The 18017-nt window shown below is 55.2% G+C and carries 20 protein-coding genes and 1 pseudogene; 13 read left to right on the plus strand and 8 right to left on the minus strand.

The window, feature by feature from the left end:
• The first annotated feature begins 1 nt into the window (after position 1).
• The gene (locus GOW98_RS21995; RefSeq protein ID WP_217359691.1) at positions 2-1438 is read left to right on the plus strand and encodes an MmgE/PrpD family protein; all 1437 of its coding nucleotides are present in this window, start codon (positions 2-4) and stop codon (positions 1436-1438) included.
• Here GOW98_RS21995 and GOW98_RS25525 read toward each other — a convergent pair whose 3' ends face one another.
• Positions 1439-1957, minus strand: a complete 519-nt coding sequence (locus GOW98_RS25525) for a glutathione S-transferase C-terminal domain-containing protein (protein ID WP_174823083.1) — start codon at positions 1955-1957, stop codon at positions 1439-1441. It lies immediately after the preceding gene.
• Positions 1958-2230: 273 nt separating this feature from the next.
• Here GOW98_RS25525 and GOW98_RS22005 point away from each other — a divergent pair, with 273 nt between their 5' ends.
• From GOW98_RS22005 to GOW98_RS22035, 7 genes are all read left to right on the plus strand, one after another.
• On the plus strand, positions 2231-3922 hold the full coding sequence (locus GOW98_RS22005; protein WP_170336107.1) for a thiamine pyrophosphate-binding protein: 1692 nt from the start codon (positions 2231-2233) through the stop codon (positions 3920-3922).
• Between the two features lie 81 nt (positions 3923-4003).
• Entirely contained in the window at positions 4004-4858 is an 855-nt protein-coding gene (locus GOW98_RS22010) for a DUF4396 domain-containing protein (RefSeq protein ID WP_170336110.1), read from the plus strand.
• Positions 4859-5617: 759 nt separating this feature from the next.
• A complete protein-coding gene (locus GOW98_RS22015; protein ID WP_170336112.1) occupies positions 5618-6049 on the plus strand; it encodes a c-type cytochrome in 432 nt (143 codons plus the stop codon).
• 11 nt (positions 6050-6060) lie between these two features.
• Positions 6061-6402 carry a copper resistance CopC family protein gene (locus GOW98_RS22020; protein ID WP_170336114.1) on the plus strand — a complete coding sequence of 114 codons (342 nt, stop codon included), beginning with the start codon at positions 6061-6063 and terminating at the stop codon, positions 6400-6402.
• Positions 6403-6404: 2 nt separating this feature from the next.
• On the plus strand, positions 6405-7271 hold the full coding sequence (locus GOW98_RS22025) for a copper resistance D family protein (RefSeq protein WP_170336116.1): 867 nt from the start codon (positions 6405-6407) through the stop codon (positions 7269-7271).
• 8 nt (positions 7272-7279) lie between these two features.
• Positions 7280-8590, plus strand: a complete 1311-nt coding sequence (locus GOW98_RS22030) for a multicopper oxidase family protein (RefSeq protein ID WP_170336118.1) — start codon at positions 7280-7282, stop codon at positions 8588-8590.
• Positions 8587-9018, plus strand: coding sequence for a c-type cytochrome (locus GOW98_RS22035; RefSeq protein WP_170336121.1), 432 nt, complete (start codon positions 8587-8589; stop codon positions 9016-9018). Before GOW98_RS22030 ends, GOW98_RS22035 begins: the two co-directional genes overlap by 4 nt.
• 186 nt (positions 9019-9204) lie before the next feature.
• Here GOW98_RS22035 and GOW98_RS22040 read toward each other — a convergent pair whose 3' ends face one another.
• The gene (locus tag GOW98_RS22040) at positions 9205-9597 is read right to left on the minus strand and encodes an ectoine synthase (protein WP_170336123.1); all 393 of its coding nucleotides are present in this window, start codon (positions 9595-9597) and stop codon (positions 9205-9207) included.
• 17 nt (positions 9598-9614) lie between these two features.
• On the minus strand, positions 9615-10364 hold the full coding sequence (locus GOW98_RS22045; RefSeq protein WP_170336124.1) for an SDR family oxidoreductase: 750 nt from the start codon (positions 10362-10364) through the stop codon (positions 9615-9617).
• A 118-nt stretch (positions 10365-10482) separates the two neighbouring features.
• Between GOW98_RS22045 and GOW98_RS22050 the strand changes: the two genes are divergently transcribed.
• Together GOW98_RS22050 and GOW98_RS22055 are read left to right on the plus strand one after the other, a co-directional pair.
• A complete protein-coding gene (locus GOW98_RS22050; RefSeq protein ID WP_170336126.1) occupies positions 10483-11361 on the plus strand; it encodes a LysR substrate-binding domain-containing protein in 879 nt (292 codons plus the stop codon).
• A gap of 84 nt (positions 11362-11445) precedes the next feature.
• Positions 11446-12153 carry an IS6 family transposase gene (locus GOW98_RS22055; protein ID WP_170336128.1) on the plus strand — a complete coding sequence of 236 codons (708 nt, stop codon included), beginning with the start codon at positions 11446-11448 and terminating at the stop codon, positions 12151-12153.
• 319 nt (positions 12154-12472) lie between these two features.
• On the opposite strand, the gene GOW98_RS22060 is transcribed toward GOW98_RS22055, so the two are convergent.
• The 5 genes from GOW98_RS22060 to GOW98_RS22080 form a co-directional block, all read right to left on the minus strand.
• Positions 12473-12916, minus strand: a complete 444-nt coding sequence (locus GOW98_RS22060) for a MaoC family dehydratase (RefSeq protein WP_170336130.1) — start codon at positions 12914-12916, stop codon at positions 12473-12475.
• Positions 12917-12926: 10 nt separating this feature from the next.
• Positions 12927-14081 carry an NAD(P)/FAD-dependent oxidoreductase gene (locus tag GOW98_RS22065; protein WP_170336132.1) on the minus strand — a complete coding sequence of 385 codons (1155 nt, stop codon included), beginning with the start codon at positions 14079-14081 and terminating at the stop codon, positions 12927-12929.
• A 12-nt stretch (positions 14082-14093) separates the two neighbouring features.
• Entirely contained in the window at positions 14094-15329 is a 1236-nt protein-coding gene (locus tag GOW98_RS22070; protein WP_170336134.1) for an NAD(P)-binding domain-containing protein, read from the minus strand.
• 61 nt (positions 15330-15390) lie between these two features.
• Positions 15391-15582 (minus strand): hypothetical protein, encoded by a 192-nt coding sequence (locus GOW98_RS22075; RefSeq protein WP_170336136.1) that lies wholly within the window; start codon positions 15580-15582, stop codon positions 15391-15393.
• Between the two features lie 35 nt (positions 15583-15617).
• On the minus strand, positions 15618-16178 hold the full coding sequence (locus GOW98_RS22080) for an OsmC family protein (RefSeq protein ID WP_170336138.1): 561 nt from the start codon (positions 16176-16178) through the stop codon (positions 15618-15620).
• Between the two features lie 188 nt (positions 16179-16366).
• Here GOW98_RS22080 and GOW98_RS22085 point away from each other — a divergent pair, with 188 nt between their 5' ends.
• The 3 genes and pseudogenes from GOW98_RS22085 to GOW98_RS22095 all read left to right on the plus strand — a co-directional run.
• On the plus strand, positions 16367-17548 hold the full coding sequence (locus GOW98_RS22085) for an alpha/beta fold hydrolase (protein WP_170336140.1): 1182 nt from the start codon (positions 16367-16369) through the stop codon (positions 17546-17548).
• 60 nt (positions 17549-17608) lie between these two features.
• Positions 17609-17824: a winged helix-turn-helix domain-containing protein gene (locus GOW98_RS22090; protein ID WP_170336142.1), complete on the plus strand. Its 216-nt coding sequence runs from the start codon at positions 17609-17611 to the stop codon at positions 17822-17824.
• 31 nt (positions 17825-17855) lie between these two features.
• Positions 17856-17975: pseudogene (locus GOW98_RS22095) on the plus strand (IS6 family transposase); the annotation flags it as partial.
• Positions 17976-18017: the final 42 nt, after the last annotated feature.

Consider the following 18017-nt stretch of genomic DNA (forward strand, 5'->3'; position numbering starts at 1 on the left):
CATGTCAGCTGTGCAGAACGCGTTTGCAGAAATGCCGCAGGACACAAACATCACGGCCGAAGCCGCAGAATTCGTCGAAACGGTACGTTTTGAAGACATCCCAGAAGAGGCTTTACGCATCGGTACGCGCTGTCTTGTGGATGGCGTTGGCCTCTATGTTGCGGGCTCCGAAGAACACACCATAGATATTCTTGTTGATGAGGCGTTGGACTACGGTGGGCGCGAGGATGCTCTGTTGTTGGGGCGCAACGCCAAGGTTCCGGCGCCAATGGCAGCGCGGGTATTGGGAACGGCAGGTCATGCCCATGATTGGGATGACAGTCAGGTCAGCGTCGATCCGGCTCATATTTATGGACTGCTGACGCACCCAACCATTCCACCTTTGACAGCAGCAATCGTCATGTCTCAGAAGCTAGGCAACGTGTCTGGCAAGGACTTCATGTTGGCGTTTTTGACTGGTTTCGAAGTGGAGTGCAAAATCTCGGAATGGATGCTGCCACAACATTACATGCAAGGCATGCACTCCAGCGGCACGGTCGGCCATTTCGGAGCATATGCGACTGCCGCGAAGCTTTTGGGTCTTGAAGGCGACGCCTTGCGCCATGGGTTCGGAATTGCTGCCAGCTTTGCCGCAGGTATTCGCTGCAATTTCGGCACCATGACCAAACCCTTGCACGTGGGACGCGCCGCCGAGAACGGGATCACGGCGGCACTGTTGGCCGCCCGCGGCTATACTGCCGATCCGCAAGCTCTGGATGGTCCGTGGGGTTTCATGGCCGTGCAGGGTGGCGGCGCAAGCCCAGAGAAAATCTCGCAGGGTTTTGGCAGAACCTGGACCATCGTTGAACCCGGCGTATCGATTAAACCCTATCCGTGCGGAGTGCTGACACACCCCACGATTGATCTGATGCTGCGCCTTGTCACGGACGCGGATATCAAACCCGAAGATATCGAAACGGTAACTGTCTACGCAGGCACCAATATTCTCAAACCCATCCGCTACCCGATCGCGTCTAACCACTTGCAGGCGAAATTCTCATTGCCGGCTGCGCTGTCGATGATCGCTCTGGCCCGCAAAGCGGGTAAAGTCGAGTTCTCGGACGCATTCGTCGGATCAGATCCGATGCGAGAGATGCAGCGTCGGGTTCGGACCGAGTTGGATCCTGAGATCGAAGCGCAAGGGTTCGACAAAATGCGGTCCCGTATCACAATCCGACTGAAAGACGGACGTGAGATTGCCGGCTGGGCGGACGAACGCTATCGCGGCGGACCGGAAAACCCGCTGTCCGACGCCGAAGTCGAAGCCAAAGCACGGTCCTGTTGCGATGGCGTTCTTACAGACGCCGAACAAGATAGTTTGTTGCAAGCGGCCTGGAACGTCCTCAATTTGGAAGATGCCGGCGAAACCTTAGCCGCTGCAATAACCTCCGAAGGGTGATCAAGCGCCCGGGACTCGCAACGACTCGTAGGATACCATCACGTGCTTGGCGTAAGCCGGGCGCGTGCACAACCGGTTGTAGTAGGCGCGCAAGGCCGGTAAGCCCGATCTATCGAACGGGACTGTAAAGTAGCGAAATAGTTGCGTGCCAAAAGAGATGTCGGCAAGGGACATCTCAGGACCCGCCAACCATCCGTGGCGTTTGATCTGCCCCGATGACATGACATCGGCCACCTTCATCTGCACCAGATCGCCGCTGCGGAGCTTACTGTCGATTGACGTGTTGAAGAGTGCAAGATCGCGATGGTTTTTTGCAAGCTCGAGGCGCACTAGGATCGCCCAGACATGTTTTGCTTTCGGAGGGCGTTTTGACCTACGATACACCCTTTGTTCCAGACTGGGTGAAGTACGCGAATGGCAGGTAAGTTCGGTGTTTTCAGGGTTGATCCTACAATCCACCATGCCCGCCCATAACGACAACCCGACGTTGACGAGAGAAGATATCACAGGATGCTGCATGCTGCTCGAATGACAGTGAAGCGCAGAAAGCAGGCTTTGCAAAGTCTAGTTAACGGCACATTCCGGTCGTCTAGGCTACGAGCGGTCAATTGTGAGTACCGCAGAGAACAGCGGCTCGGAGCCCAAACCGGAAAATTCACTCTAGCCCGAGGTGGTTTTTGGCTTTCAATTGAGCAGCTTCGCAAAAGTGCTAAACACTCTCGATTTTGGAAATCAAGCTTTCGCAAATAGGATGCGTCCAGTTCATTAAACAACTTGAATTGGAATATTGGCATGGCAACTGAGCGCTGGACCGTCGGATCATATTTGGCAAAAAGACTGCAAGAAGCTGGAATTAGGGACTATTTTGTGGTTCCCGGTGACTACAATTTGGTTCTGCTGGATGAGTTGCTTAGCAATAGGGATCTGCAAATGATCAGTTGCTGCAACGAGCTTAATGCCGGCTATGCAGCAGACGGATATGCCCGCGCCACAGGAGGTCCGTCAGCGGCTGTCGTAACCTACTCGGTCGGAGGCTTGAGCCTGTTGAATGCCGTGGCAGGTGCTTATGCCGAGGACCTTCCAATGATCGCGATTTCCGGGGGGCCGAACACAAACTCTGAGGCCGAATGGGAATACCTGCATCATACACTTGGCGAGGTCGACTATGACTACCAGCGCGAAATGTTTGCTCGTGTCACCGCTGAGGCCGTGACGATCCATCACCCTTCGCTTGCACCTGTTGCAATTGACAGGGCGATAGACACCGCAATGCTTCGGCGCAAACCTGTTTACATCGAAATCGCCTCGAACATAGCAGGTGCGCCCACATCTGCCCCAGTGCCACGCAGTTTTGCCAGACAGCCCAATAGTGATCCAAACACACTGGCGACTGCGGTTGCACAAGTATCTGAGTTTCTGAATGCGGCGGAACGGCCAGTGCTTGTTGCAGGAAGCAAGGTGCGGGCTGGTCAGGCAGAGCGCTCTTTGCGCGGTCTTGCCGCCACCAGCGACTACGCGCAGGCTTCGATGCCAAATGCCAAGAGCTTCTTTACCGAAGCAAACCCGAATTTCATGGGAATCTACTGGGGGCCTGTCAGCACGCCGGGCTGCGGGGAAATTGTCGATGCAGCAGATGGTTTGCTGTTTGTTGGTCCTGTTTTTACCGACTACACAACAACAGGTCACCAACTTGGCTTTGATCCTGGCAAAGCGGTAATGGTGCATCCGACGTCCATTCAGTTAGGCGAAACTCATTTCAGCAATGTCCGAATGGATGAGTTTTTGGATGCACTGGCTGACAAGCTGACGCCTAACAATGGTGCCATAACGGCTTTCGAACGTGTCAGAACTGAGCCAAGCACATCAGAACCCAATGCAGCCGACACTCCGGTGACCGTTCGCCAACTCTTTGCACGTGTTCAGAAGATGCTGGATGAGGACAGTACGCTACTCGTAGAGACGGGGGATTCCTGGTTCAATGGAATGGAGACTAACCTACCCGAGGGCACGCGGTTTGAGATTCAAATGCAATATGGATCGATTGGTTGGTCCGTCGGCGCGTCGTTGGGATATGCTTTAGGGAACAAAGAGCGCCGATTGATCTCGTGCATTGGAGACGGTTCGTTCCAACTAACCGCCCAGGAGATATCGACCATGATCCGATACGACGCGAAGCCGATTATATTCCTCATCAACAACGGCGGCTACACAATCGAAGTTGAGATCCACGACGGCCCCTACAACACCATCAAGAATTGGGACTACGCTGGCTTGATCGACGTGTTCAGCGCTGGGGAGGGTAAAGCTTGGGGATGCAAGGTCACAACTGAAGGCGAGTTGGACAATGCCATTAACACGGCCATTGATCACAATGGTCTTTGCCTGATCGAAGTTCAGATCGACCGGGACGATTGCAATGTCAATCTTCTGCGATGGGGCAATCAGGTCGCGCGAAATAATGGCCGACCCAATCGGTGCAGATAGGGCATTCCTAAGAAAACAACTGAACCATGAATTGATTAAATTCGAAAGCCGCGACACTTCCGCAAAACGAGGGTAACTGACATGTTGAATGGTGCAATGCTCGTGTGGTTTCTGTTAACGGGTGCCAGCGTGGGCTTTGTCATCTGGGACTCGATTAGCAATGGAGTGACAAGTTGGGTTCAGCGGGTAGCGTGGATTCTTGTGACGCTCTACACTGGTCCGATTGGCTTGTTTTTCTACCTGCTTGCGTGTCGTCGTCCTTTTCCGGGAGGCCACGACCAATATACTCGGGCTACTTGGAAACAAGGTATTAACAGCGAGATGCATTGCGTTGCAGGTGATGCTACGGGCATCATTTTTGCCGCCATTCTGGTCCATTTTCTGAGCCTTTCCAATGGATGGGACATCGTTGTCGAGTACATCTTCGGCTTCGTGTCTGGTTTGTTCATCTTTCAGGCGTTGATGATGATGCCGATGTTCGGAAGTTATAGACAGGCCGTTCGAAAGACGTTTTTTGCGGAAACAGTTTCAATGAACATGGTTATGACAGGAATGATCCCGACAATGGTCCTGCTTGCGGTGGCGTGGCCGGGATCCGAAGACCCACTTGCTCCACAATTCTGGTTCCGCATGAGTCTTGCAACCGTTGTTGGAGCGGTGATCGCATTTCCAATAAACAGATGGTTGGTGGCGAACCACCTGAAGCACGGCTGCATGACGCTACCCGGTGCTGATGGCCCAGCCCCAGCGCTTGGGCATGTATCGCCGGAGCATAATGAAATAGCAGGTCACAGCGGGCACCAAGCGGTGGGGCATCATCATATGGAAATGAAAAGCCTACCAGTTGGAAACGCTGCGGCGTGGATTATTTCGACTTACGCCCTGCTTATCGCAGCACTGTGGCTGACATCAAAATTCGTGTTGATCAGATTCTGAGTAACCCGTGTGCGAAGTGGAACGGCCCTTAGAAATTCCTACGTGTCACCTGCCTCGCTAAGATCGCAGCATTCTTCATAGTTGGTAGATGCTCGCTCGCCAAAACCTAAATAAACGATGACCTTTCTTGCATCTCAGAGACTGAAAATCTCGGTTGTGATTGTCCGCTTAGGGCTGCCTCCAATCATCTACACAGGAGGCAGCGAAGGTCGACTACGAGCCCAAATCTACCAATGCTGCACGATGCATCAATGTCGGCTTTCATTGTATTGAGACCTAGGATAGGTTCCCAGTGTGAAGATCGCTCGAAGCATAACTGCAACACTTCTTGTTGTTTTGTTGGGCCTGATGACAGGACTCGGCGACCGCGCGCACGCGATGCTGGAGAATTGCAATGGTGGGCCTTGCGTGTACCACCTTCATACGTCTGTAGTAGAACACAACGCTGACCATGCTTCAGTCACGCTAAGCGAAGGCTCCCAGCATGATCCAGGAAGTGCAACGAACGGAGGATGCAATCCGTTCCTGTGTAATGTTCTTGCACTCAAGATGCAGAATTCCGCAACAAACCCCGACCAATCTGACACGGTATTGGCATGGCAGGTTACAAACCTTTCGGCGCTAAATGAACCGGACAACCCGGACAGGCCACCTAACGCTTAAAACAGATTTCCGACGCTATTCACGGTAGTGAACACGTTCCGGTGTGCTGCGAATTATTTGCGGCACCACCCTGTTGCATAAGGTTAGGACCAGTAAATGAACCGAAAACATCTCTTGATCAGCGCGTGCGCCGTGGCAGCCGTCGCTGCCTACATCACTCTACACCCCGCCCCAGTTGAGGAAGTTGCGCAGTCGGCACCTACTGAGGGTGACGCGATGGTGGCAATTCAGATGCCGCCTATCAAAGGGAATGCGGCCATCGGGCAGCGTATTTTTGAAAACGCATGCGCCGCGTGCCACGGCAGCAACGCGGTCGGCGTAGAAGGCGCAGGGCCGCCGCTGATCCATATTATTTACGAACCCAGCCATCACGCGGATGCGTCCTTTCAACGCGCGGTCGCAATGGGCGTCAGAAGTCATCACTGGCAATTTGGCGACATGCCACCAGTTGAAGGCCTGACCCGTGGCGACGTGGCTATGGTCATCGACTACATCCGCGAAATCCAGCGCGCCAATGGAATAAACTGAGGAACCATCTAATGAAAATGCTCACCATAGTTGCATTGATTTCCACGCTTGCCACAAGCGCTTTTGCTCATTCGAGCGTGGACACAACCACACCCGAAAACGGCGCGACAGTTGACGAAGTACCCTCTGAAATCAGCTTTAAATTCACGGATGATATTCGCCTGACAAAAGTTAGCATGATCCATCAGGAGGCTCATACCGTCACGCTGGACCTTGGAGGCCAGACTAGCTTTGGCCGCGTATTCGCCCTCCCGTTTCATAGCATGGGCGAAGGCACCTATCGCATTGAATGGCGGGGCTTGGGTGCGGACGGACACGCCATGCAGGGCGAGTTCACATTCACAGTGGACTGAGCATGCCCGATATCTGGGGAATAGGCGCGATATTGTCCAAACTGATGCTGTATGTCGGCATTGGCGGTGCGACTGGTCTTTTGATCATTCGGGTTGCTTTTTCTGACTTGGTGACGCCTCTGGGTGATAAGATGCGCGTTCAAATTGCTCTGTTGGCGGGACTTGCGCTTGCGGGCTCTGTCCTTGGGTACATGCTGCGCGGCGGTGCCCTTACGGGAGGAGCAGATGGCATGACCGATCCAGAAATGCTCGGTCTGTTGTGGCAGACTCCGGTTGGCGATGTTCTGGTCTATCGGGTTGTCGGGACGGTTTTGATAATCGCCGGGGTATTCATGCCCCTAATCGGCCAATGGATCGCGCTTGCCGGTGGAATGATCGCCCTGTGGTCCTTCGCTCAGATCGGGCATCTCCCCGAGTTGGAGATAACGGGCGCCCGGCTTCTATTGCTCCTGCACCTTTTGGGAATTGCGTTTTGGATAGGTATCCTTGGACCCTTGCGCGCCCTGTCACGACAGCCAGAATATCTGAGCAGCGCGGCCATGTTGGGGCATCGGTTTGGGCAGGCGGCTTCGGTTATTGTCCCTGCATTGATTGTGGCGGGACTGCTGATGGCTTGGATGTTGCTTGGCGATATGCGGGTGCTGATGACAACGGGTTACGGGCAAACCCTGCTGATCAAAATTGCACTTGTGGGCGTGGTCCTGACGTTGGCGACCGCAAACAAACTGCGCTTCGTTCCCGCCATGCAGGCCGGGGACGATAAGGCCGCGCGGCATCTGGCGCGCTCGATTGAAATCGAAACTGCGGTCATACTGATGGTGCTTGTCGCCACCGCGACGCTCACCAGCGTTCTGACCCTACCGAATTGAGGCACTCCATGAAAAGGCGAGACTTCCTGATTACAACATGCGCGGCGGCACTGGCACCGCGTATCGCTCTTGCATCAGCACCCTTTGACCTGGTCGCTCAGCCAGTTATTGGGCAAATCCTGCCCGAAGGTGATCCGGTGACAGAGATGCTTGGGTTTAACGGCAGCACTCCCGGCCCCGTGCTTCGTGCCCGTCAGGGCGATACATTTGATATTCGGTTCCTGAACCAGATTGATGAGGGCTCGGCGGTGCATTGGCACGGGTTGCGCATCGACAATGCGATGGATGGTGTGCCGGGGATGACCCAAGATGTCATCGAGACGGGTGCCGAGTTCACATACAGTTTTCGTGCACCCGACGCCGGAACATTTTGGTATCACTCGCACAATCGGTCGTGGGAACAGGTTGCAAAGGGTCTGTACGGCCCGTTGATTGTAGAGGAACCAACACCGCCCGATGTGGATCACGATCTGATTGTCATGATTGACGATTGGCGCATCACCGAAGCCGGAGCGCTCGTCGACGGCTTCGAGAACAGGCACGACCAGGCACATCAAGGGCGGCTGGGCAATTTTGCCCGCGCGCTTGTCGAGCCGAATACGCCGGTCCGGCGCGGAGATCGCGTACGCTTGCGGTTGATCAACGTTGCAACAGACCGGATATTTCCGATTGAGCTAGAAGGTATCGACGGCAAAATCGTTGCTTTCGACGGCATGCCACTGCCGAACCCGCAAGAGGTTTCGAACCTTCTTTTCGCACCGGCTCAACGGGCAGATATTATTGCGGACGTAACATCAGCTGATCAGATCGCCTTTGTATTCCCAACCCGCGACGATCCCTATCTGCTGGGAAAAATCCCTGTTGAGGGGGCGAACACCACGCGGCAACCATCTGGAATTCCCGCGCTGCCACCAAACGAGCAGAAGCAGCCAGATCTCGACAATGCGGTGGCCCTGACGCTTACCATGCAAGGCGGGGCAATGAGCCGCCCCGCAAGCACGCAAACCGACATTTGGGCGCTCAACGGGCAATCCGGCCTGACGGACACGCCTTTACACAGGTTCGAACGTGGCCAAGCTGCACGCATCCGCCTGGTGAACGACACCCGTTTCCCGCATGGCATTCATTTGCATGGGCATCACTTCTTTGAAGTCGGTACGGACGGTAGCTTGGGCGCATTCCGGGATACATCCCTGGTGAATGCAGGCGGGACCCGCGACATTGTCTGCGTGTTCGACAACCCCGGCAATTGGCTGTTGCACTGCCACATGCTGGGGCACCAAGCGGCTGGCATGAAGACATGGGTGGAGGTCTCATGAAACGCTTGCTCACCGTCGCTGCATGTAGCGCCGCGACTGGCGTTGTCGCTGGCCACGAATTGGACGACCGCGATTTGACCAATGGGCAGGCGCTCTACGCCGAACAATGCGCGTCTTGTCATGGCGCCAATCTCGAAGGGCAGCCAGATTGGCAGACGCCTGACGAAAACGGTGTTCTGCCTGCGCCGCCTCATGATGAGAGCGGACATACATGGCACCACGACAATCAACTTTTGTTCGAATACACCCGACTGGGAGGCGAGGCTGCATTGGCTGTGCGCGGCGTCGACGGCTTTGCCAGTGGTATGCCCGGATTTGGGGATATCCTCACCGACGATGATATCTGGGACATTCTCGCCTACATAAGGTCCACTTGGCCTGAGCGCGTTCAAGTAATTCAAGCGGGTCGCAATCCGCCGCATCCGTGACGCAATGTTGTGGGAGTTGCCATAGGATTTTGGGCAACGAAAGCTAACTTTGTCCGCATTTCGCGAGTTCAGGCAGCCTTTGATTTTGCGCTCGCAGCGAACGGCAGGTTCGACGGGCCGCGCCGCAGCATGGAGACTATGGGTTCAAGGTCCGCTGCGGGCTGTTTGCGCTACACATCACCGTTCTCATCCGGATGTAGCTGGGGCATAACTTCCGTCTTCGCGATGTACTTCGCGCCCGCTGAGCGGTGGATTGAATACGCAGACCAGTCGCAGATCAACCTCTGTTGCACGCACCAAGTGTCGGTCGTGTTGATCCAAGGCGTAGAGGGTAAATGGCTCAAGGGAGTGCCAGGTCTCATCTTCAGGTGCTCTGATCCGCCCCTTGCCCTCGATACAGTAGCATGCCTCCAGATGATGGGTGTATTCCAGCTCAAGCTCTGCGCCCTTTTTGATGATCGTATCTGTTAGCGAAAAACCCATACCATCTGATGCGAGCAGCAGTCTTCTGCTATTCCAACCCGACCCGGCAACGTCCCGTTCAGTATCAATGATATCCTTGAGTGCCCTAACAATCATACCTAACCGCCTAATTTCTATCGTACCGCGCGATTCATCCCACCGTCGGATAGTATACTCTGACCATTGATGTAACGAGCGCCTTCGCTGGCAAGAAACACGCAAGCCTGCCCAATTTCCTCAAATGTTGCCGGGCGCTGCGCAGGGATTTCCTGAAGGGCCTGTTCGGACAGGTTCACGTTCTCGCAGAACCCAGGAAGGAGATTGTTCATGCGAATATTATGCCGCGCATACCGATCTCCATAGAGCTTTGAGAAACTGTGCAGAGCACCGCGCAGGATACTCATGGGATATGGTGCACGTGGTTCGATCGTATTCATGGACGAGATGTTCACGAAGGCGCCGCCGCCTTGTTCGATCAGTATGGGCGTGACGATGCGGGCAATCTTGACGACGTTCAGCACGTACATGTCCAAACTTTCGTGCCACAACTCGTCGCTGAGTTTCAAAAGCGGCCCGTCAAAGTCAGGATCGAAACCAACGGTCTTGATGGCCTCTGGCACAGTGCCACCGTGGCCCATATTACTGACGATTGCGTCAATCCGCCCATATTTTCTCATGGTGTCGTCGATCATCGCTTGCAAGTCGTCGATGTCCAAAACAGAGCCTCGGCGGCCAATACCCCCAAGCTCCTCCGCCAGCTTAACCGAGCGATTGGACGGCGACATCAGCGATACTTTGTAGCCAGCCTTTGCCATTTCAATGGCGCAGCCACGGCCAATGCCTTGTCCTGTTCCAGTCATCAGCGCGACTTTGACTTCAGGCATGGTATCCCCTTTCTCTAGGTGCATAGTATGTTAGAATTTTTGCGTTGAAGTCAGTGTACCTTCTTAGAATTCGGAGAACCTATCGAGTTTTCGGAACATGGCTGTTAGGTTTTCTCATATGGCGGACAACCTCAGACACCTTCGTGCCCTTCAGGCCTTTAACGAAACCGCAACTCACTCCAGCCTAACTAAGGCAGCGGATGTTCTGAACGTCACCCACGGGGCAATAAGTCGGCAAATAAAATTGCTCGAACTGCATCTTGGCGTGACGCTCTTTCACCGCTGCCCCAATGGTGTTGTACTGACCAAGGCCGGAGAACGCCTGTATCACTCAACACGCGGGGCGTTTTCCACGCTGCAACAGGGTGTTTCGGAGGTGAAACGACTACATCACCGCCAGTCGATTACAGTGTCTTTGTCAACATCGCTGGCGCTCAAGTGGTTTGTGCCGCTACTTAATTCGTTTCAGCAAGAACATCCTGGTATCGCGTTGCTGCTGGACACAAATGATGCGTTTGTGAATTTTGATACGTCCGAGGTCGATATCGCTCTGCGGTTTGGTGAGCCGAGTTGGGGCGGGCTGTATTATGAGCAAATCAGGCAAGAGGAACTGGTTGTGGTGGCTGCGCCGTCGCTTGTGGAAAACAGCCAGCTTCCAATGGGTGCGGAGGACATAGCGGATCTCCCCTTATTGAACGATGCCTTCAACGTCGGATGGGAAAGCTGGGCTGCGCAAGTTGGATTGAATCCTGATCGAGTCAATTCACAGAGCATCAAGTACGTGGATAGTGCTGTTCTGTTGGAGGCAGCGATTGACGGACAAGGCGTGGCATTGGCGAGACATCTCTTGGCAGAGAGGGACTTAAAACTTGGTCGGCTGCTTTGCCTTGATGAAAGCCGTGTTCCATTGGGTCGCGGGCTCTACTTCGTCTGCCGACCCGGCGATCAGGAGCGAGTCACGGTGAGAATTTTCAAAAAATGGCTTATGTCAATTTGAGCATTGGGTTCAAATCGAAGCCCCAAGGGTCTTGTCAGAAGAACTTTGCTTGAGCGGGGCAGGGTGGTTGCGTAGCTTTTTCCCATGACCAGACCTGCCTATTTCAAGTACTTTAAAACCAGTCCTGAGATCATCCGCCTTGCGGTGATGCTGTACATCCGTTTCCCGCTCTCGCTTCGGAATGTCGAAGATCTGCTGCATGAGCGAGGCATCGACGTGAGCCACGAAACAGTCCGATATTGGTGGAACAGGTTTGGCCCGATGTTTGCTGCTGAGATTAGACGGAAGCGTGTTCAGCAACTGCGCGCGTTCTCCAAATGGAAGTGGCACGTGGATGAGGGTTTCGCGAGGGTAAATGGCAAGCGGCATTATCTTTGGCGGGCCGTTGATCATGAAGGCGAGGTGCTGGAAGCCATTGTCACCAAACGCCGAAACAAGCAGGCTGCACTGAAATTCCTCAGGAAATTGATGAAGCGGCACGGCAAAGCGGAAAACGTCGTCACGGATCGCTTCGCCTCATACAGAGACGCGCTCAGAGAGCTTGGCGCTACCGAAAAACAAAGGACGGGCAGGTGGCTCAAAAACCGCGTTGAGAATTCGCACCTTCATTTCCGACGGCGTGAACGCGCCATGCAACGTTTCAGGCGGATGCGAAGTTTGCAGAAGTTCGCCACCGTCCACTCCTCCGTCTACAATCACTTCAACCAGGAAAGATCGCTAGCAAGCCGAGACACCTTTAAGCTGACCCGCACCGCCGCCCTGGCCGAGTGGCGTCAACTTTGTTCCGGATAGGTTCACGGTTTCTGCGGCAAACTGAGACTGGTTCGAATTTGTCTGACAGCACCGACTTCGAGATTTTGCATTTGCAGCGAATGTCCGAAAAGCGGGCTGCGACCGCAGCACCGCAACCTGCCGCTGGATGTCTCCTTTGGGCCGTTCGCTGAACCCTTCAAACGACACAGCGATGACTTATCATTGCATTTGTGGATACCGCCGAGCCCTAACTTTCTGTTTTCTGCCATGCAACCAAATTCCCGGTTAGCACTAAAAACCGACGCAGCTTATCTGTTGAGCTTCTTTGATCATGTAGCATCCTATGAAAAAAAACATATTACCTGACCTCGCAGATTGGGAGAGTGTACGTCACTGCGGTACCTTCAACACAAGTGTCGCCCAGTGAGTCCGCTATACATGTGTTCAACGTGCAAATAGGTTTGTCATCGCGTACTTCGACAACCTCGACCCGCGCCTCAATCGTTTGTCCTACACGCACAGCCTTTTTGAACCGCCAGTTGGTTTCAAGGAACACCGTACCCGGGCCGGGAAGATCTTCTGCGACGACAGCATTGAGTAACCCTGTGGTCACACCGCCCTGAACGACCAATCCGCCAAGGACGGTCTTGGCAGCCAATAGGTCGTCATAGTGAATCGGGTTTCTGTCGCCGGTCATCGCGGTAAATGCCTCGACATCACGAAAAGAGGTCGCTCTTGTTCTGCTGGCCCGTTGACCCAGTTGAGGCTTGCCTCTACGGGTACCTGCCCATCCGTTTTCCATGATCTTCTCCTCATGCTGCCTGGGCCGATGGTGTGAGAGATTGTTGCAGGTAGGCAAACTCTGCTTTCATCACGGCGTTCAGATTCATGTGCAGGCCCTGCAATTGCGTCAGACTCCAGTCAAAGGACGCGATGTCAGCAGTAGTCTGGAAGAGCTTTGCCGACAGATGATCGCGTGTCTGCTGGTAATTGAACAGTTCGCCAAAGCCGCTTGTTTTCGCGGTTTCCGTAAGGATATGAGCGTCTCGCAACGCGTCGGTTATGCCATGTGCGGTCAACGGATCTTTGAAGTATCCTGCATCTCCGACCAGTGCCCAACCCGGGCCTGCGCATTGCCGCATGTGTCCTGGCGCGCCCAGGAACCTTTTGGGTTTTTCGACAAAGGACCGGCGATCTAGCTGTTCTGCCACTTCGGTATCCCAACGCCGCAACTGGGTGCGAAGACCCGTAAAAACGTCAGAACCGAACTTGCCTATGAATGCGTCGGGGGGGCAGGCGACAAACAGGCAGTGCTGATCGTTTGTCGTTGGGATCAGCCCGGCCGCAGAGTTCACGTCATAAAACCATCGGTATCCAGAATTGGGGAGGCCATCCACGTAGGCATAAGCACAGGCTGAGCGAATGTCCGAGCGAATGGTTTCCTTCGCGTCGACCAGTTTCGCGACAGACGAGTTTCTGCCGTCTGCGCCTACAACCAAGTCTGTGTGGATCGGATATCTGTTGCCGTCGCGGTCCATCAAAACAACGCCGGTCACACGGTTATCCGGCCCCCGGAGAACGTCACAGCAGATGGTTGCTGTCCTCAACTCCACGCCTGCTTTTTGTGCGGCCTCGCCCAATACGTTGTCCAGCAGCCAGCGACGGGGGGCGAAAAGCCCCTCGTACCCAAGATCCGGTTGTAGCGGAATGTCGAACACCTCGTCGCCGTAGACGAACTGAGTCGCATTGACCGCCGGGGTGGACGCCTTGATCGGCTCCAACACGCCCCAATGAGCAAGCAAATGGACCGCAGGCCGCATCAGAGCGTGGGTTGAAAGCGTGTCTTGGATCTCGGCCTCTCGATCCACCAGCAGCACGCGTGCACCGCCCCGCGCCAGCAACATTGCGGTTGCGGCCCCGGCCACGCGGGCACCGATAACAATTGCATCATATTTCTGCGTTGGCATGATGTCCTCCTCTCATGCGGCTAAAGGTTGACTGAGTTGACCGGAGATCTGACGCGCCAGCGCTTTGGCGTCCCGTGGCGCGCCGTCGATATGTACGGAACGGCTGGTCCGCAGGAATGGCAGCCCCATCACATACAAGCCGTCTTCGACGACACCGCCATGGTGTTGGAACCGGCCCTTGCGATCAAAAACAGGCATCTGCACAAAGCGATGATCCGGGTTGAACCCGGTTGCCCAGATCACGGTATCGAATTCGGAAAGGTCGATGGTCAGTCTGGGATCAGTTGACACAGTGGTTGGTGCGAAACGCTTTGGCGGTTCCACCAATTCGTCGAATCCGCGATCCGAAACCCAGGTGTCAATCCTTTCCAGAAGGCGGTTCATTTTCAGATCGGCAGAAGTAACGGCATTGCACAACCCACCTGAAAACTGCGCCTTGCCGTCTCGGATATCCATCATTCGCCCGACAAGTTCGACGCCACGGGCTTGCAGAATGTCCATGTTCAGGTCATCGCGCTCGGGTGAGCCGATCAGTGGCAGAGATGGTGTGCGCCTTACACGTTCGAGATCGTCCACCTTGGTGAACGGCTCATCGAATACACGGGCCAGATGCATCCACTGCAGAATGTCGGCACCGCGATAGGTTCGCGGCAAACGCCCGTGGCTGCCGACGGCCAGAGTAACTTTGCGACCGGACCACGCGAGTTCTTGCGCGATCTGAAGCCCGGATGCCGAGGCCCCGACTACCAAAACGCCGCCTGAGCGCAACTCGAGCGGGCTGCGATAGGTGATCGGAGAAACTTGTTCGATACGGTGGGGTAGGGTGCTGGCAAAAACAGGTATTTTGGGTCGCGCACAGGCACCAGTCGCGACAACCACGGACCGGCACCGAATTGGGCCCCGGTTGGTTTCGGCAATATATCCCTCACCCAGCCGCGACAGCGATTTAACCGATGTGTTTGTAAAAAGCGGCGGCGCATGTCGTGTGACCCATTTGTCGATCTCGGCAGCGAACTGTCGGGCGGTGGCGAACCCGTCGGGATCATCGGGCCCGTGCACCTGACCGGCGAGGGTATTCATCCAGTTGGGGGTCAGCAGGCGTAGCGAGTCCCAGCGACGGCTGTGCCAGTTTTCGCCGGCGCGTCCGGCATCCAGAACAAGGTGGTCAATCGATCGTTTGCTGAGTTCAAAGCTCATGGCAAGGCCGCATTGGCCCGCCCCGATGATCAGGGTGGTTGTCGAATACATTTGGGACCTCACACTGAAGAGGGTTGTGCGAACCCCGGAGTGCGGGGGTCGCCTGAGGGGCTTAAAGCGGGAAACGATCGCTGCGGCGACTTAGCGCTGTTGTGGCCTCGCGAAGCTCGCGGAACTGGTGTTGCCCGATATCGTTCAGCATTCGGTCACACAGCACGCTTGCAGGGCTGTAGGCCACGGGCGAGCCGGACTGGGTACCCCTGAATGCAGCAAGGAGGGTTTTCAATACGGCGATCGTTTTCATTTTAAATTCCTTTTGAGTATGTGCGGCGACACGTGTCAGGTGACAGAGACGCGCACGTTTCCTGGATTTGTGATAATGTCGAACACGGCGGATCGTTTCTGGCTTTGCGCCACGACCGCAGCGATTTCATCCTTCGATGCGTCAGCATCGATATCGAAGGCAACTCGGATACCCCTGAACCCGTTGCGCACGCTGGGGTCTATGCCGAGGATGCCATAGAGGCTCATGTCGCCCTCCACCTTTGCGACCACCGATCGCAGCTGGATGCCCCGGTTCTGGGCAACGGATGCCACACCTGCGCACAGGCAGCTTGCCAGGGCCGACAGAACGATTTCGACCGGGGTTGCACCGTTGTCTTCGGCGGCAAAGCAAGCCGGGTGGTCGGCGTCAAAAGAAAAGGTTTCGGCGTGTTCGTGTTCTTCACCCAGGCCAAAGAACCCTTTGACGGTCGAGCGGCTATGGACCCCGTTCAGCCATTCGCATTCGGCGCGCCACGTGAATTCTGCCGCTGCAGGCATCTCTGTCAGCGCTTCGCGTGCGCTCATCAGGGCTTCGACGTTCACACCGTTGTTGGCAGGGGTCGTTTGTGTTGTCATGTTCATCTTAATCTCCAATCTGATTTGGGCCTCATCGCCCTGTAACCACAGACTTACAGACCTGACGATTGCGAAGCTTGAGGGAGAGCTTGGGGTTTCTTGGGGATTTCTTGGGGAAACCGTCGAGTTGCGGGAAATGCGGGGTTTGACGGCCTGACAGACGAGGGCCTTCAGGGTAGTGTGGTCCTATGAAACATGTGTTTGACCACTTCATCGCGGACACAGCGACGCGTGAATTGTCCGCCGATGGCGAGGCAGTTCCGGTCGAACCGAAGGTTTTTGACCTGCTGTCCTACCTGATTGCAAACAACGATCGGGTCGTTTCCAAAGACGAGCTGGTCGCCGAGATTTGGGATGGTCGGTTTATCTCGGACGCGGCGGTGTCGAGCGCGCTTTCCGCGGCGCGGCGCGCACTTGGCGATGACGGTCAGGGGCAGAAATTCCTGAAAACCGTTCGCGGGCACGGGGTTCGATTTGTCGCTCCGGTCACCCAGGTTCCGGGTGAGATGCGTGACCGCGGGATAGTTCCGCCGCAAGAGATCAGAATATGCCGCAGCAGCGACGGCACACGCATTGCCTATGCTGAAGCCGGAGAAGGTCCGACTTTGGTCAAAGCGTCGAACTGGCTGACGCATCTTGAACACGACTGGGAAAGCCCTGTCTGGCGCCATTTCTACACCGCTCTGACGCAGAACCGTCGCCTTGTTCGCTATGATTCCCGTGGTAATGGCTTGTCGGACCGTGAGGTCGCTGACCATTCCTTTGACCGGCAGGTGGAAGACCTTGAGGCGGTCGCCAAAGCGGCGGGCGGTGACCGGTTCTCACTGATAGGGCTGTGTCAGGGATGCACATCCGCCGTGGCCTTTGCCGCCAAATACCCGGATCAGGTGGATCGGTTGATCCTGATCGGCGGTTACGTGAAAGGTTGGCGCGCGCGTGGCGATACGGAAGGATTTGTTCTGCGAAAGTCGGCACATGAGGCGCTGCCGCTATGGTGGGGCAAAGACACCACTGCCCTGAGGGATCTGTTCACAGGCATCTACATGCCCGACGCCCCGTGGGAGAGCCAACGCTGGTTTTCGGACCTTCAACGCAAAACCGCATCGGCAGAGAGTGCCGCCGCGATGATGTTTTCCGATTGTGACGACGATATCTCAGGCTTGCTGGAAAGGGTTAAGGCGCCGACTTTGATTATCCACGCGGTGGGCGATCTCGCCGCGCCGTATGAACAGGGTCAGGAACTAGCGGCCGGCATAACGGGAGCTCGGTTTGTGTCTCTCGACACTGCCAATCATATCCTTCCAGAAACGGATAGTGAATGGCCGCGCGCGTCACAGCTTATTAATGACTTTTTGAAAACCCAAACCTGAGCGCCCAGTCCAAAAACCGGATCAGATGACAAAAGGGTCCGGCGAAGCTAGGGTTTCCTCATGAACTACAGCTTTGGAGAATTCACGCTTGATACCGCCGGGCTTGAATTGCGGGTGCGCGGCACGCCGGTATCCATTGGGCCCAAAGTTCTGGAAACCTTGATCTACCTTGTTGAGAATCGGGATCGTGTCGTAACGCGAGATGAGCTTGTCGCCCATGTCTGGAATGGGCGTATTGTGTCGGATGCAGGGTCTTGTCAGAAGAACTTGGGTTGAGCGGGGCAGGGGTGTTGCGTAGCTTTTGTCCATGACCAGACCTGCCTCCTTCAAGTACTTCAAAACCAGTCCCGAGATCATCCGCCTTGCGGTGATGCTGTACATCCGTTTCTCATTGTCGCTTCGGAATGTCGAAGAGGTCTTGTCAGATTAACTTTACTTGAGCGGGGCAGGGCGAGTGCGTAGCGTTTGG

Origin of the sequence: Ruegeria arenilitoris (assembly GCF_013032445.1) — a bacterium.
GTDB lineage: Bacteria > Pseudomonadota > Alphaproteobacteria > Rhodobacterales > Rhodobacteraceae > Ruegeria > Ruegeria arenilitoris_F.